The 15,708-nt window shown below is 62.4% G+C and carries 14 protein-coding genes and 2 pseudogenes; 9 read left to right on the top strand and 7 right to left on the bottom strand.

Annotated features, from left to right (window positions below):
- Positions 1-66: 66 nt before the first annotated feature.
- Positions 67-225 (top strand): annotated as a pseudogene (locus tag IVB31_RS19095) (IS3 family transposase); the annotation flags it as partial.
- Here IVB31_RS19095 and IVB31_RS33665 read toward each other — a convergent pair.
- Positions 208-345 (bottom strand): annotated as a pseudogene (locus tag IVB31_RS33665) (MBL fold metallo-hydrolase); the annotation flags it as partial. The pseudogenes IVB31_RS19095 and IVB31_RS33665 overlap by 18 nt on opposite strands.
- Positions 346-443: 98 nt before the next feature.
- On the opposite strand from IVB31_RS33665, the gene IVB31_RS19090 reads away from it, so the two are divergent.
- The gene (locus IVB31_RS19090; protein ID WP_247325114.1) at positions 444-983 is read left to right on the top strand and encodes a hypothetical protein; all 540 of its coding nucleotides are present in this window, start codon (positions 444-446) and stop codon (positions 981-983) included.
- Between the two features lie 137 nt (positions 984-1,120).
- Here the strand turns inward: IVB31_RS19090 and IVB31_RS19085 are convergent, their stop codons facing one another.
- A complete protein-coding gene (locus tag IVB31_RS19085) occupies positions 1,121-1,636 on the bottom strand; it encodes a hypothetical protein (RefSeq protein ID WP_247325112.1) in 516 nt (171 codons plus the stop codon).
- 27 nt (positions 1,637-1,663) lie between these two features.
- Between IVB31_RS19085 and IVB31_RS19080 the strand changes: the two genes are divergently transcribed.
- Positions 1,664-2,086 carry a hypothetical protein gene (locus IVB31_RS19080; protein WP_247325108.1) on the top strand — a complete coding sequence of 141 codons (423 nt, stop codon included), beginning with the start codon at positions 1,664-1,666 and terminating at the stop codon, positions 2,084-2,086.
- Positions 2,087-2,482: 396 nt separating this feature from the next.
- On the opposite strand, the gene IVB31_RS19075 is transcribed toward IVB31_RS19080, so the two are convergent.
- Positions 2,483-2,911, bottom strand: coding sequence for a hypothetical protein (locus IVB31_RS19075; protein WP_247325106.1), 429 nt, complete (start codon positions 2,909-2,911; stop codon positions 2,483-2,485).
- A gap of 538 nt (positions 2,912-3,449) precedes the next feature.
- Between IVB31_RS19075 and IVB31_RS19070 the strand changes: the two genes are divergently transcribed.
- A complete protein-coding gene (locus IVB31_RS19070; protein ID WP_247325104.1) occupies positions 3,450-4,457 on the top strand; it encodes a glycerophosphodiester phosphodiesterase family protein in 1,008 nt (335 codons plus the stop codon).
- On the opposite strand, the gene IVB31_RS19065 is transcribed toward IVB31_RS19070, so the two are convergent.
- A complete protein-coding gene (locus IVB31_RS19065) occupies positions 4,454-6,076 on the bottom strand; it encodes an ABC-F family ATP-binding cassette domain-containing protein (RefSeq protein ID WP_247325101.1) in 1,623 nt (540 codons plus the stop codon). The two genes, IVB31_RS19070 and IVB31_RS19065, sit on opposite strands and share 4 nt — an antisense overlap.
- 135 nt (positions 6,077-6,211) lie before the next feature.
- A complete protein-coding gene (locus IVB31_RS19060; RefSeq protein ID WP_247325099.1) occupies positions 6,212-7,660 on the bottom strand; it encodes a multicopper oxidase family protein in 1,449 nt (482 codons plus the stop codon).
- Between the two features lie 375 nt (positions 7,661-8,035).
- Between IVB31_RS19060 and IVB31_RS19055 the strand changes: the two genes are divergently transcribed.
- Genes IVB31_RS19055 through IVB31_RS19045 form a run of 3 tightly spaced genes read left to right on the top strand, consistent with a single transcriptional unit; the run spans position 8,036 to position 11,977 of the window.
- On the top strand, positions 8,036-10,819 hold the full coding sequence (locus IVB31_RS19055) for a molybdopterin cofactor-binding domain-containing protein (RefSeq protein ID WP_247325097.1): 2,784 nt from the start codon (positions 8,036-8,038) through the stop codon (positions 10,817-10,819).
- Positions 10,816-11,340, top strand: a complete 525-nt coding sequence (locus IVB31_RS19050; RefSeq protein WP_247325091.1) for a (2Fe-2S)-binding protein — start codon at positions 10,816-10,818, stop codon at positions 11,338-11,340. The genes IVB31_RS19055 and IVB31_RS19050 overlap by 4 nt, the downstream gene beginning before the upstream one ends.
- A gap of 19 nt (positions 11,341-11,359) precedes the next feature.
- A complete protein-coding gene (locus IVB31_RS19045) occupies positions 11,360-11,977 on the top strand; it encodes an Isoquinoline 1-oxidoreductase subunit (protein ID WP_247325088.1) in 618 nt (205 codons plus the stop codon).
- Between the two features lie 106 nt (positions 11,978-12,083).
- On the opposite strand, the gene IVB31_RS19040 is transcribed toward IVB31_RS19045, so the two are convergent.
- Positions 12,084-13,079: an ABC transporter substrate-binding protein gene (locus IVB31_RS19040; RefSeq protein WP_247325086.1), complete on the bottom strand. Its 996-nt coding sequence runs from the start codon at positions 13,077-13,079 to the stop codon at positions 12,084-12,086.
- Positions 13,080-13,285: 206 nt separating this feature from the next.
- Positions 13,286-13,930, bottom strand: coding sequence for a TetR/AcrR family transcriptional regulator (locus tag IVB31_RS19035; protein WP_247325083.1), 645 nt, complete (start codon positions 13,928-13,930; stop codon positions 13,286-13,288).
- 114 nt (positions 13,931-14,044) lie between these two features.
- Between IVB31_RS19035 and IVB31_RS19030 the strand changes: the two genes are divergently transcribed.
- Positions 14,045-14,941, top strand: a complete 897-nt coding sequence (locus tag IVB31_RS19030) for an NAD(P)/FAD-dependent oxidoreductase (RefSeq protein ID WP_247325082.1) — start codon at positions 14,045-14,047, stop codon at positions 14,939-14,941.
- Between the two features lie 21 nt (positions 14,942-14,962).
- Entirely contained in the window at positions 14,963-15,436 is a 474-nt protein-coding gene (locus IVB31_RS19025) for an isoprenylcysteine carboxylmethyltransferase family protein (protein WP_247325079.1), read from the top strand.
- Positions 15,437-15,708 lie beyond the last annotated feature (272 nt).

The following is a 15,708-nucleotide window of genomic DNA, read 5'->3' as shown; positions in this document are numbered from 1 at the left end:
TGGCGGGCTTGATCCATTCTCGTATTGATTTGCGGAGGATGGGATTGCAGACGACGTCGAGCCTGGACATCCTCGATCTCGCGACGTCGCGTAACGCGTGAACTGACAGCAATTGTCCAACGGCGCGGCAAGCCCGGTTAGATTGTCTCCAACATCGGCGCCGAGTTCACCAGCAATGTTAAGCTGAGCTGGTTCAAGAACACCGGCATCGACCCGCACTTCATCGTTCACCAGCAGCGCCTGCCCGGCCTCGACGATCGGCAGGCAACTGTCGCGAAACACGGTGCCCGGTGGGTTATGGCCTTTGGCGTTCTCCGCCTCCCAGGCCGCGTATTCGCCCTTGTTCATTGCACCGTTAGTTCAACAGGGCGATTTTTTGCACGGCCATCTTCAAAATCCAAAACCCGTTCTTCGCTTGCTGCACGCGGGGCCCCTCTGGAGGTATGCAAAAGTTCAACCAAGGCCAGGCGACCGCCAGCGAGCCAGATGCCGTGATTTACTTCGAAAGGTCACAGGACGAGCGCTGCGGAAACTTGCCCGTTCAAACTTCCTCTAGTTGGTTTGGTGCTGTCCATATCGGCGGGCCAGTAACACATAGCCCCAGTGTGAATCGGATCACAGATGTTTCCAACCAGTTCCAGCATGGTTGCTACATGGAGCTGCATCACGCAGCCCGGAACAATGGGACCAAGGCAATGAACATCTCTCGCACAATCGCTATCACACTCGTCGGCCTCTCCATCGGCTTCGGCGCTACTTCCGCTAACGCAGGGTTTTTGAGCGACGTTGTCCGCAGGGTCGCCGAGGTCAAGCAGGGCACAGCGCCGCAACAGTACGCACAGGTGGGTACCGCCAGCCCGTATAGCTGGATGAGCAACAAGGGCTACATGGATTGCCTCCACACTTACCAGATTTTCGGGCGCAATGATGCGGAGAAGCAGCAGGGCGTCAGGAGCTGCACGCAGAAGTACGGCTCCCACTGAACCGCAAGCATTCGAGAGGGGCCGCCTCAGTGGGCGGCCTCTTTCATTTTATGACGCGTACTTTGACCCGCTGGTGCTCGCCCCTTCATTTTCCAATCGATTTTCATCTCGATTGGATCGAAGCCGAATCGTCGTCTTCATGGCAGGCCTCGACGACGGCGATTTGCGTCGCGTTCGAGCGGGGTGACGCAAACCGTGTCCCCGTCGAATCGTTCGCGCCATACCAGTCCTTGCGGGCATGCTGTCGCGGCGCCAACTGAAAGACCACGCTTGCGGCGATTGGCGTCGCGCTCGCCGGGAAGCACGCAAACGGTGTCTCCGTCAAAACGTTCGCGCCAAACCAGACCTTGCGGGCAACGCCCCGCGTTTGTCTGCGGCGCTGGTTTTGTCTGGGGCGCAGCCTTGTCGATATATGTCACGGATCCCAGCTTTTCGCAGCATTGCACTTTGTAGCCGTTCAGGCAGGCCTTGACTTTGACGGTGTCGTAGTCTGCGGGGCAGTGCCCCCTGCAGATCGGTGATGAGCCATCCCAATAACATTGCCGAGCTATCGTTGGCGAAGATAACAGCATCGCTCCGAAACACAGAATGCCTACTTTGCAGAAAATCTTTCCAAAAGGCCGCAATACGGTGCCGACAAGCTTTTGTAACATGGCTCACTCCGTAGTTGAATAAGTGTTATGCAATCTGGAGCTGCTGGAGGCTTCAATCGGTCCCCCGAGGAAATCGACTACCTGTTGAATGTGCTCGACGTCGTCGAAAAACAGCCCAAGTGGATAGGTCGCGTAATAGTCTTCGGGCTTGACGGCCATGAAGTTGATAAAGCGGATTTCAGAAGGGCCCCGGCAACAGCGGTATCAGTAGAGCGACCGGGGCGACGTTCAAGCTGCCGCGTCGAGATGGCGACTTGGCCCGCTTTGGCGGTGGCGCAGACGTTTTTATCGTCCATGGCGGTTGTGCCCAACACTATCGCTGTAAAATGCTGCGGTTTCGCGATGTTGTCAATCGGCATCGGAGTGGGATCCCTACACAGCGCCGCCACGGCGGAATGGAAGGAGATGCTGACCGCGCACAACGGCAAAGCTACACTGCGTCGGACTTGAGCTGGTCGAAACACATGGCCGCCGATGCGCAACAAGGGGCGGACCGCTGCAGCGACCACATGGCGGCGCTGGTGATGAAAATCTCGCCCTATCGTCCCTTCCGGAACAACACCCGGCTTTCGCGCCGCGCGTTATTTGATGAGGCGCGTGAATGCTCGTTTGCTTCTGCGCAAGCAAACAAGAGTACGGTGGGAAAACGAGGAGGCCGCCCGTGGGGCGGCCCCTTAACATCTAACTCAGGCGCGCAATCAGTCACGAAACATCGTGTGCACTGAGCCTGGCGCTTTTGGCTTCGTCCAGAGTCGTGACGCTGCCGCTCTTGTTCACGAACTGGATCGCGGCTTGCCGCTGGCTTGAAGCAACCTTCCTGTCGTCGCGTGTGTGGAATCGTCGCGTTCACAAGCCCCGACGACGACGATTTTCGTCACGTTCGAGCGGAGTGACGCAAACCGTGTCCCCGTCGAATCGTTCGCGCCATACCAGCCCTTGCGGGCATGCTGTCGCGGCGCCAACTGAAAGACCACGTTTGCGGCGATTGGCGTCGCGCTCGCCGGGAAGCACGCAAACGGTATCTCCGTCAAAACGTTCGCGCCAAACCAGACCTTGCGGGCAAAGCCCCGCGTTTGTCTGCGGCGCTGGTTTTGCCTGAGGCGGTCGGGGAAATGGACGGTCTGGGCGGTCGGCGCCCGGACGATGATCGTGGTTGCCAATGTTGATGTCGATATCAAAAAATCCCCTCTTCTCACCGGCGTTGGCGGAAGTTGCGCCGAAGCCGAATGAAAGGGCGACGAGTGCAATCGAGAGCGACGTATAAAGCTTGTTCATTTGCGTGGTCCCATTGTGCGGCTGCGTAATGCAGCTCGTGACATGAACATGCTGGAAAAACGCAGTGCGTTCTGTGGGCCAAATCACAGTTCAGGATTCAGTGTGGAAGTGGCTGTAAAAAAGCCCCGCCTCCTTTTAAGGGGTGGCGGAGCCTCAGCGAAGCGAGAATGGGACCAACACTTCGCCGGACCCCAAAGATGAACGAAGAATTCATTTTCAACTGTGATCCATCTCACGGAAAACTGGGAGCGCCGGAAAGGCGTCTTCCGGGGTGCACACGATCGGCTTACCCACGCACATTGAAGCTGGTGTTGACCTGCGGCCGCCGCCACGGCCCCGCCCGCTCGATCACCGCATCGATGGTGATGTCGCCGATCCTGAGCTGCTGCATGGCTGTTTCGCTCCCATTTTTGAAGCAGCGTAGCGGGCGGCATCGGACCGTTCAAGCCGGACGGCGGGGAGCCGTCACCTTGCGTGACGATCGCCGCAAATCAACCCCAAACGCCGCCGACGGTGGTCACGGAATGGGGAAGAATCGGTGGGCACGAAACTGAGAGTCGCGACGGCAGCCATCATCGCCGTCGCCTTGGGCGTCTACGTCAACAACACGAGTCTGCTGGCGCCTCGTCGTGATGGCAAGCCACAGCTGCTTGCCCATCGCGGCATGGCGCAGCGCTTCGATGAGCGCGATGTGAAGAACGACACCTGCACCGCCGCACGCATGTTGCCGCCGACACACGATTATCTGGAGAATACTGTTCGCTCGATGCGGGCAAGCTTCGACGCCGGCGCGGACGTGGTCGAGCTCGACGTGCACCCGACCACCGACGGCGAGTTTGCCGTCTTCCACGACTGGACGCTCGATTGCCGCACTGATGGCCACGGCGTGACGCGCGAGCAAGGCATGGCGAGGCTGAAGCTGCTGGACATCGGCTATGGTTACACCGCCGACGGCAGCAAGACGTTTCCGTTTCGTGGCAAAGGCATCGGGATGATGCCGACATTGTCGGAGGTGTTCGCCGCCTTCCCTGACAAGAAGCTCCTCATCAACGTGAAGAGCCGCGACGTGCACGAAGGCGACAAACTTGCCACAGTGTTGAACGCGCTGCCGGCCGAGCGCCGCCGGACGATCATGGTTTATGGCGGCGAGGAGCCCATCGACATGATCCGCCGCCTCACCCCGGCAGTTCGCACGATCTCGCGCGCGGCAATCCGAAGCTGCCTGATCGGCTATATCGGCTACGGCTGGACCGGCCTGGTGCCGGCAGCCTGCCGGAACGCGATGGTGCTGGTGCCGATCAACGTCGCGCCCTTTCTATGGGGTTGGCCTGACCGCTTCCTCGCGCGCATGGACGGCGCGAACAGCGCGGTGTTCGTGCTCGGTCCCTACAGTGGAGGCGAGTTCTCGACCGGCATCGATACGCCGGAGCTGTTCGCCCGGCTCCCGCAAGGCTATTCCGGCGGGATCTGGACCAACGAGATCGAGGCAATCGCCACGATCGCAGGCAAGGGAACAGGCAAGGGAAAGAGCAAGAGCAAGAACTAGCTCCGCAACCCCGGCGCTTCCTGCCCGGTCCGCGCGACATATTCCGTGTAGCCGCCCCCGAACTGGTGGATGCCCTCCGGCGTCAGCTCCAGCACGCGGTTGGACAGGACGCTGAGAAAATGGCGATCATGCGAGACGAACAGCATGGTGCCCTCGAAATCCGACAGCGCATTGATCAGCATCTCCTTGGTGGCGAGGTCGAGATGGTTGGTCGGCTCGTCCAGCACCAGGAAGTTCGGCGGATCGAACAGCATCTTGGCCATCACGAGGCGCGCCTTCTCGCCGCCTGACAGCACACGGCAGCGCTTCTCGACGTCGTCGCCGGAGAAGCCGAAACAGCCGGCGAGCGCGCGCAGTGATCCCTGCCCTGCGGTCGGAAACTGTTCTTCCAGCGACTGGAACACCGTGTGCTCGCCGTCGAGCAGGTCCATGGCGTGCTGGGCGAAATAGCCCATCTTGACGCTGCCGCCGACCGCCACGGTGCCCTGATCCGGCTCGCTCGCGCCGGCAATGAGCTTGAGCAGGGTCGACTTGCCCGCGCCGTTGACGCCCATCACGCACCAGCGCTCGCGGCGGCGGATCATGAAGTCGAGGCCGTCATAGATCCGCTTGCTGCCATAGCCTTTGTGGACATTCTTCAGCGCCACGACGTCCTCGCCCGAGCGCGGCGCCGGCAGGAAGTCGAACGCCACCGTCTGGCGGCGGCGCGGCGGCTCGACCCGCTCGATCTTGTCGAGCTTCTTCACCCGGCTCTGTACCTGAGCTGCATGAGACGCGCGCGCCTTGAAGCGCTCGATGAACTTGATCTCCTTGGCGAGCATGGCCTGCTGGCGCTCGAACTGCGCCTGCTGCTGCTTCTCGTTCAGCGCCCGCTGCTGCTCGTAGAACTCGTAATCGCCGGCGTAGGTCGTCAGCGAGCCCGAATCGATCTCGACCACTTTCGAAATCACACGGTTGATGAACTCGCGGTCATGCGAGGTCATCAGCAGCGTGCCTTCGTAATCGTGCAAAAACTTCTCGAGCCAGATCAGGCTTTCGAGATCAAGATGGTTGCTCGGCTCGTCGAGCAGCATGACGTCGGGGCGCATCAGCAGGATGCGCGCAAGCGCCACGCGCATCTTCCAGCCGCCGGAGAGTTTTCCGACGTCGCCGTCCATCATCTCCTGGCTGAAGCCGAGGCCGGACAGCGCCTCGCGCGCACGGCCGTCGAGCGCGTAGCCGTCGAGCTCTTCGAACGCGTGCTGCACCTCGCCGTAGCGCGCGATGATCTCGTCCATCTGATCGGCTTTGTCGGGATCGGCCATCGCGGTTTCGAGCTCGTGCAACTCGGCCGCCACCGCACTCACCGGCCCTGCCCCGTCCATGACCTCGGCCACGGCGCTGCGCCCGGCCATCTCGCCGACATCCTGGTTGAAATAGCCGATGGTGATGCCGCGATCGGTCGAAACCTGCCCCTCGTCGGGCAGTTCCTCACCGGCGATCATCCGGAACAGCGTGGTCTTTCCGGCGCCGTTCGGGCCGACGAGCCCGATCTTCTCGCCCTTGTTAAGGGCGGCGGAAGCTTCGATGAACAGGATCTGGTGGCCGGCTTGCTTGCTGACGTTATCGAGGCGGATCATGGGGTCTTTTTGGGGGAATATTGCGTTGCGGCGTAATAGGCCATGCCGGCCGCCAGGGGAAGCCCGGACGGACCCGGATTCAGCCCGGCCAGCCGCCAAATTCGCGCAATTTGCCAAGAAACTTGGGGCTTGGGCTTAGCCCTTATAGACCTCGACCGTCTGCATCATGCCCATCTCCTCATGATTCATCATGTGGCAGTGGAGCATGTAGACGCCGGTGAAATCGAGGAAGCGGGAGCGGAACACCACCACGCCGCCCTTGCGCTCCACGATCACGGAATCCCGCCATTCCGGTACGGCCAGCGCCTTGCCATTGACCGAGACCACCTGGAACGGATTGGTGTGGATGTGGAAGACATGGTCGTCATGCTCATGCGTGTTGAGGATCGTCCATTCCTCGACAGCGCCCAACTTGACCCGCTGGTCGATCCGTCCGGGGTCGAACTTCTTGCCGTCGACGAAGAACTCGAATTCCTGCCAGTGGCCGGCGGCATCGGACTCCGGCGCGGTGGCCGACAGCACCACCTTGCGGCGGTTGGTGATCTCGGAATCCTTGATGGTTGCGAGCGGCGCCGGCGGCAGGGCGCGCGGCAGCTTCATGTCCATCGGCGTGCCCGACACCACGACCCGCGCCAGCGGCCCGACCGGCGAGGGATGGCCCTGATCATAGGGCGCCGCGTTGAAGGCGTAGGTGCCGGGGCTCGCCGCCTTCACCAGAATGTCCGCGCGCTGGCCCGGTGCGATCAGGACCTGCTTGAGCGGCTGCACCGCGCCGAGCTGAATGCCGTCATAGGCGATCGCTTGCAGATCGTGCTTCTCGAGATCGAGCAGCATGTCGTCCTGATAGGCGGCGTTGAGGATACGCCAACGCTGGACTTCGCCGGGACGCATATCGATTGTTGGCCGCCGCTGGCCGTTGATCGCAAGGAATCGCGTGGCGGTTTCCGGAAACAGCGTCTCGAAATTCTCGACCATGCCGTTGGCGTCGTAGACCACCTGGGTCAGCACCAGCAGCCGCTCGCGGGCCGTGGCAATCTCGGGAACATCGGCAAAATCGCCCTCGACGATGACGGCGCCCACCATGCCGCTCGACATCTGAATGTCGGCGCTGCCGTGGTGATGCGGGTGATACCAGTAGGTGCCTCTTGTATGGTCCTGCGGCAGGGCAATTTCGATGTTGTAGCTGTGGCCGGGCGCCATCGAGCGCATCACATTGTCGGCGATCCCGCTCGGGCTGGTATGCGCGCCGTGGAAATGAAAATTGGTGTTGTTGAACTGGTGCGGGTGGCTGATGTCGGCGGGCATCCCATCGCGGTTCGGCGGCAAGTCGTTGATCAGCTTGATGCGCAGCGTCTCGCCCGGCTTCATGCGCAGGGTCGGACCGGGACTGCCGCCCTCATAAGACCTGACATAGAGCCTGACGCCGCCGATCTGGCGATAGCCGTAGCCGACGCGCAAGGTCGTGCTCAGCACACCATTGACGGACCGTCGCACCTCGGGCTCGACCAGCGGCTGATCCATGGCGGGAACCGGAGCGTCCGGCACCATGCCCATCGTCGGCGGCATGTCCGCGGTGTGGGGCATGCCAGCATGGTCATGCATGGCGTGCTGGGCATTCGCGGCGCCTCCGATCAATGACAGCGCTCCCGCCGCACCAAGCAATTGGCGCCGCGACAATCTCGTCGTGCTCGTGACAGAAGACGCACCGTTCGGATCGTGCTGCATTTGAGTTCGCCCCCTGTTGCCGATCCGTCATCAGTTCGATTCGATTCTAAAGCAAGGCGAAACGACGATTCCATCCAGAGAGTGCACTGCATTCACCGGTTGTAAACGCCCTGCCCCTTTCTATCGTGGTATGATGAATCATGTCGGATTCGAGCTAAAGCTTTGGCGCGTAGCGTCCGGGCGTCGATGCCGTCAGCATCGTGAGCGCTCGAAACCTTGTACAAGGATCTGATCATGGGGCCTTCGCGACGCGAGTTCGTGAAGTGGTTGTCGGCGGGAGGCATCTCTGTCAGCCTCTCGCATCTGGCTTCGGCGGCGGGAGTTCCTTTCGCAGCGCACGAGACGTTGCCCGGACGCGGCAACTTCAACCCGGCGACAAAAGGTGCGGGCCGTGTCGACGGCGTCGCCAAGGTCACCGGCGCAAAGCTCTACGCCTCCGACTTCCGCGCCAATGATCTGCCGGGCTGGCCGCAGACCACCTCGCACGCGATCCTGGTGCGCGCCAATGACGCCACGCATGTCTACACCGGCATGGACCTCGCACGCTTGAAGGGCGCGCTGAAACCCTCCGTCGTCGTGACCGCTGATGATCTCGACCGCATCGGCACGCAGGTGCCAGCGTTCTACGCCGGCGATCTGTTCTGCCCGCCCGGCAAGACGCCGCTGTATCTCGGACAGCCCGTCGCGCTCCTGATCTTCGAAAAGTTCGACACCTTTGACCAGGCCCGCCTTGCCTTGCGCGACGGCACTTTTGTCCAATTCGGCGAGGAGACCGGGCCTGTTGTCGTCCCCGATTACGGGGCCTTCCGCTTCACGCGCGTCGCGGGTCCCAAGCCTGAGATGCCGGACGTCTATTCGCCGCTCCAGGCCGGTTGGGTGTCGCCGAAGAAGGTGCAGAGCGCGGCGCTGCCGGTGTGGTCGCCGCTCGCGAAGGAAATGCCGCCCGATTACGCCAAGGCGGCCAAATATGGCGAGCAGATCCGCGCCGAGCTCGCAGCGAATGACGCCTCCACGCTGGTGCTCGAGCGCGAGTTCGAAACGCAATCGGTCGACCCGATGTTCCTCGAGCCGGAATGCGGGCTCGCCTGGTACAACGGCAAGCAAGGCAATAAGGGCGGCAATCTCGAACTGCTGCTCGGCGTACAGTCGCCCTACGAGGCGGCGGACTCGATCGCGCATCTCTTCGGCAAGGCGCGCGCGCCCTACAAGCCCGCGCACATCAACGCCCAGTTCGCCCATGTCGGCGGCGGCTTTGGTGGCCGCGATCACACGCCTTTCATTCTCTATGTTGCGCTCGCCGCGGTCTGCTTTCCCGGCAAGCCCGTGCGGCTGGCGCATGACCGCTACCAGCAGTTTCAGGGCGGGATCAAGCGCCACGCGATCAACATGCGCTCGCGCATCGGCATCGATCGCGCGACCGGCAAGATCAAGGCATTCGCCGCCGACCACGTGCTCGACGGCGGCGGGCTCGCCCATTTCTCGGCCAGCGTCGCCGTCGTTGCGGGCACCGGCGCGATCGGGATCTACGACATTCCGAAAGTGGACGTCCGGACCGTCGCGGTGCACTCGCGCGGCGTTAGCGCCGGCTCGATGCGCGGCTACGGAATACTGCAGGCGATGACCGCGCTGGAGGTCCTGATCGACGAGGCGGCGTCCGAGCTGAAGCTTGATCCGATCGAATTCCGGCGGCGTAACGCACTGCCCCAGAACGGTCGGACCATGACCGGAAATCCCTACATCGTCTCGGTGCGCACGCCCGAAATCCTCAACAAGCTCGAGGAGCATCCGATCTGGCAGGAGCGGGCACAGTTCAAACAGACGTCGTCGGATCGGCTGGTCGGCACCGGCGTCGCCTGCGTGACGAAAGACTATGGTTCCGGCGCGGACGGCTCGCTCGGACGCGTCGAGCTTGGCCCCGACGGCAAGATCGAAATCTATTGCGATCATGTCGAGATGGGCAACGGCATCGGGACGGCGCTGGCCAACCGGGTCGCAAGCCATCTCGGCGCCATCGCCGACGAGGTCTCGGTCGCCCGCGTCGATAGCTATGACGTGCTCGGGCTGGTCACGTCGGGCGATCCCGCCACCATGGACCAAAAGACCCAGGATGCCGCGGAGAAAAATCCGCGCTGGGTGCCCGCGATCAGCTCGCCGACAAGCTCCTCGATCGGCGCCCATGTCGGCACCCATTCCGCCGGGGAAGCCGCCCGCGTCATTTTCCGCTTCGGCCTGTGGCCCGCGGCGCTGGAGCTGTGGCACATCCCGAAGACCGATCCCCGCGCCAAGCAATCGGCAATCGCAAGCTGGCAGAACGGCCAGCTCATCATGCCTGGCCTAGAACCGTTGGCGCTTCCCGTGCTTGCGGCAACCGCCCATGCGCGTGGCTTCGTCACCGGTGCGGTTGCGCACAGCTTCTCCCGCTGGGCCTGGTCGCGGGCACGCTTTCCGCTGTTCGGCGAGCAATACCGCGCCGACATCGACGCGCTGGCGATCCGCAGGGGCAACGGCAAGTTCGAACGGATCAACCGTGTCAGCGTCAAGTTTCCGCCGACCGTCAACAACCGGATCGGCACCGCCTACACCTCGATGTGCGGCTCGCTGGTCCGCGTCGAGATCGAGCGCGCGACGGGTGCCTTGCGCATCGCAAAGGCCTACAGCGTATTCGAATGCGGTACCGCGCTGGTGCCTGAGGTCGTGATCGGCCAGGCCCATGGTGGTTTCGCCATGGGCGTCGGCTACGCGCTGTTGGAAACGCTGCCGCCGCTTGAGGGCGGCCCCGGCGGCGGCGACTGGAATCTCGGGCGCTATCTGGTCGCACGCGGCTCCGATTTGCCCTTGCGCGATCTCGAGATCGAAATGCTGAAGCCGCAGACCGCGGACGAAGCACCGAAGGGCATGGCCGAGGTCGTGATGATCCCGATCGTGCCGGCGCTGATCAACGCCATCCACGACGCCACCGGCCACCGTTTCCGTGCGCTGCCGGTGACTGCAAGCCTCTTGAAGGGAGTGCTCGCGTGACGACACTTAGCCTGACCATCAACGGCCAGAAGCACGGTCCGGTGGATGTCCGCGACGACCTCTCGATGAACGATTTTCTGCGCGAGATGCTCGGCATGACCGGCACCAAGTTCGGCTGCGGCGCCGCGCAATGTTTGAGCTGCGCCATCATCGTCGACGCGCCCGATGGCACCAGCACCACCAGCCCGACCTGCGTCGCCCCCGCCGTGAACTTTGACGGCAAGTCGATCCGCACCGTCGAGGGCCACGCCCAGGGCGGCCAGCTCTCGGCATTGCAACAGGCCTTCATCAATCACTTCGCCTTCCAGTGCGGCTATTGCACCGCCGGCTTCCTCAATGAAGGCCAGGTGCTGCTCGAACGTCTCGCGCGTGCCCCCGTGCCGCGCGAGGCGCTGGAGCAGACCATCGCGGACGCGCTCGACGGCCATCTCTGCCGCTGCACCGGCTACATCAAATATCACGAGGCGGTGCGCGACGTGATCCTTGCCGATTCAAACCGCTATCTCATCGCCACCAAGTGAGCGCGCAAGGACACCAACCATGAGATCCGACGCGCGGTTCAAGATGATTGCCGTGATCGCGGCGCTCGCCGGCAGTCTCGGTGCAGGTTACGCATCGTCGGAGACTGCGAGCCACGCATTGGCTTCGCCGGACAGCTTCGCCGCCATCGGCGACACCGATAAGCGCTCGGCAGCGATCTTCAACGAGCTCGGAAGAGTCCTGACGCATCCCCGCTGCACCAATTGCCATCCGGCCGGTGACCGCCCGCACCAGGGCGACAATGCCCGCCTGCATCAGCCGCCAGTCACGCGCGGCGCTGACGGCCATGGGCTCGAGGCGATGCGCTGCAACAGCTGCCACCAGAAGGCAAATTTCGAGCCCGGCCGCATGCCCGGCCATCCCGACTGGCATCTTGCTCCACGCGAAATGGCCTGGGAGGGCAAGACCATCGGCGAGATCTGCGAGCAGATCAGGGATCCCGGGCGCAATGGCGGGCGCAAGGTGGAAGACCTGATCGACCATATCGGCAAGGACACCCTCGTCGGCTGGGCCTGGAAGCCCGGCTTCGGCCGTTCGCCCGCGCCGGGCACGCAAGCGCAGGCCGGCGCGCTGGTCGAGGCCTGGGCGAAGACGGGGGCAGCGTGCCCCGCTCCCTAGCGCGTGTACTCATAAATCCGGTTCGGCCTGCGACGGCCGCTCTATCCTCGGGAGCAGACAAGGTCAGCTCGCCTTCACGAGTCGGCTAAGGGGACAGAAGCAGACTTCAATCATTTTCGATCACATCGTCAGCACGGGCCTGCATCGCCGGCGGCACGTCGATGCCGAGCCCCTTGGCCGTTTTGAGGTTGATGACATATTCAAACTTCGTTGGTTGCATGACCGGCAATTCCGCCGGCTTGGCGCCATTTAGAATGCGGCCGACATAGATGCCAGCCTGCTCCCAGCTGCTCTCGGTGTTTTGGCCGTAACTTATCAGGCCGCCGGCGTCAGCGGATTCTCGATTATCGTACATGGTGGGGATGCCATACTTGGAGCTGAGCGCAATTAATGAGGCACGGCGGGCGAACAACGACGGGTCGGTCCCTATCAGAAGCGGACTGCCCGGCTTGAGCGTGGCGTAGACCGCCTCGATTTCGGCGTCGGTACTGGCGTCCAGTAAGTTGAGCTGCAAGCCAAGGCCATCTGCCGCCTGCTGTAGCGTGTCCTTCGCTCGCTTGGCACTTGGATTGGCAGGGTTAAGCAGCACCGCCACGGCGGGCGCCTGGGGCAACAGTTCGCGCAATATGCCAAGCCGCTTGGCGACCAGTTCGGCGTTCTGGCTGCTAATACCAGTGGCGTTGCCGCCGGGATGATTCAGGCTTGCGACCAGTCCGATCGCGACTGGATCTTCTGCGATGAGGAAGAAGATCGGAATAGTCGAGGTGGCCGCTTTTGCCGCACGCGCAGCTGGCGTACTCGACAACGTTACAATAATCGATACTGGTTTCTTTACGAGCTTATTGGCGAGCTCGGGCAATTTGGCAATCTGCCCGCCGGCCCAGCGATACTCGATCGCGACATTCCGTCCTTCCGTATAGCCCGCTTTTTGCAAGCCCTGCCTGAAGCCGGTGAGACGCTTCGCGTTCGGCTCGAGAGAAGCGGAATGCAGAAAGCCTATGAGCGGTGTGCGGGCCTGCGCCCGCACTTCTCTCGGCGACACAACTGCAGCTGTAGATGCGGCCGCTCCGACGAACAATGAAATGAATGTGCGCCGTTCCACCAGTGTCCTCCACGCCCTGCCGGGCTTCGAGCCCAGTCTCAATCTTGACTAGGGAGTTATCGCTGCTCATCGTGCATAGTGCAAAACGGGCACGAAGATCCGGACTCGATCTTCTGGAGTCCGCAGAGGGCGGTTATCGGACGTCAGCTCACCGATCCAGGCCGCTTTCTGGCGCATCGAATACCATGGGTATTCTCACCGCTAGGCTATCCGCCCGCATGGTCGTTGCCACCGTGCGCGGCGATGAACATGGCGACGGCCGACCGGCAGTAGGATTCGATTTCGTTGTCGTCCTCTGCTCTCGCCTGATCGAAGCGTGCGATCATCAGGAGATCGGATCCTTTGAAAAGCGCGGCAAACAAGCGGGCGGATTGGAGAGGATCGGGCACGTTCAGAACCGCCTTCGCGTGCAACTGACGCAACAGGGCCTCGATCTGGGCGATGATATGGGCGGGGCGGGCTTCGTAATGGAGCTTGCTTAACGACTTTTGATTGGTCTTGTCGGCCATGATCATGGCTTCGACATTGCTGACGTCCGGCCTCATCAGCGTGCGAAGCAGGGATGATCCGACCGCCATGAGCTGATCTTCGGCTGAACCGTCGACGCCTTCAAAAAGGGCCTGTGCAAACTCATGGCAGCCGGCCGCGATGGCCGCGCTAAACAGCGCCTCCTTGTTCTCGAAGTGCCTGTAGATGCTGAGCTTGGATATCTTCGCCCGCTGGGCGACCTTGTCCAATGTCGTCGCTTGAAAACCCAACTCCACAAAGAGTTCGCGCGCGGCGTCGACGATCGTTTGGCCAAGCGCCTCGTTGGCGGGCCGGCCGCGCCGGCCCTGGCTGTTTTCGGTCACGACAATTCCAGTACTTGACAGTATTCTAATTCTTGCATTACGATACCATGTAGTATCTGAAATGTGCAAGCCAATGGGTGGGTTTCAACCTGTCCTCCAACGGAGCCCATCACCATGGATGACGTCATCATCATCGGCGGCAGCTTTGCCGGTCTCGCCGGCGCCCTGCAGCTCGGCCGTGCCCGCCGTAAGGTCACCGTTCTCGATACCGGCCTGCCGCGCAATCGCTTCGCCGGCCACTCGCATGGCCTGCTCGGCCACGATCACAAGCCACCGTTGGACATCCTGGCAGAGGCGCGGCAGCAGCTGGCGCGCTATCCGACGATCAAGCTGGTCAGTGCCCGGGCCGACAGCGTCTCCGGCGCCATTGACAATTTCTCTGTCCTTACCGGCGATGGCGAAAGCCTTGGGGCGCGTCGCCTGATCCTGAGCTATGGCGTCGCCGACCAGATGCCTGATGTTCCGGGCTTTGCCGAAGGCTGGGGCACCTCCATCGTGCCCTGCCCCTATTGCGACGGCTTTGAAGTCGCCGGCCAGCACTGGGGTCTCGTCTGGTCCGGCCGGCAGTCGCACAATCAGGTCAGGCTGTTCCACGATTGGACCGACAGGTTGACGGTCTTCGCCGATGGTCACGACATTCCGCCCGATGTCCGGGCCGATCTGACGCGCCGCAACACACCTGTCGTCGATGGCCGGATCACCGGGATCGCCCATCACGGGGGCCATAACGCCACCGTCAAGCTCGATACCGGCCCCGATGTCGCGGTCGACATCCTGTTCGCGCATCCGCGCAACAAGCCGTCCGCAAGCCTGCATGAATCACTAGGCCTCGCCACGATCGATACGCCCCTCGGCATCATCCTCAAGGTCGACGAGCGCCGCCAAACCAGCATGCCCGGCATCTACGCCGCCGGCGACCTCGCCAACCCCCTTACGCCGCCATCGGTCACCCTGGCATCTTCGCACGGCGCGATGGCGGGTATCTTCGCCCAGCAGTCGATGCTGGTTTGAGCGCACAGATTGGAGATGAGCATGGCCGTCGAACCGGACAGCGCGGGTGTGCGCTTCCCTCCGCCCTTCGTCTATCTGGGAGCGCTGCTGTTGGGGCTGGCAGCGGAGCGGTTCGTCACCCAGCGCTCTTTCGGCATCGACTGGCGGTTGCTGGTCGCGACGGGCGCGCTGCTGTTCGTTGCCGGCGCGGCGATGATGCTTGCGGCGGCGGGGCTGTTCCGGCGGCTGGGCACCAACGTTCCGCCGTCACAGCCAACGACCCTCATCGCAACGACCGGTCCTTATCGGTGGACCCGCAATCCCATGTATCTCGGCATGGCGCTTATCTATGCCGGCCTTGCGATCGGCTTCGACGGGCCGATCGCCTTCGCCTTGCTCCCGTTGGTGCTGATCGCGATCCAGACGCAGGTGATCGCCCGCGAGGAGCGCTATCTCGAAGCGAAGTTCGGCGACGACTACTGCCGCTACAAGGCCGAGGTTCGCCGCTGGCTCTGACTATTCCGCCGCTGCCGCATGGCGAAGACACCGAAACCGGCTTGCGTGACCAAGTCCGATTTATCCAAAAAGCTCTTGGCAAGTCGGCCGCACGGTCCGACTAACATCCGCTTGGGGTCACAAGCCGCCGAACTGGCCCCCGGCTGCAAACGTCCGGTCTGCCCTTGTGAGCCGACACGCAGCGACACCGCGTCAACGGAAGCGATGGGCCAGAGCCAGACATTCATTGGACTCGATCCAAGTCAAATTTCAATCTAGGATAGCGCGGAAAC

It is taken from the genome of Bradyrhizobium sp. 21 (genome assembly GCF_023073335.1).
GTDB lineage: Bacteria > Pseudomonadota > Alphaproteobacteria > Rhizobiales > Xanthobacteraceae > Bradyrhizobium.
This window is presented reverse-complemented; position numbering and strand designations above follow the sequence as displayed.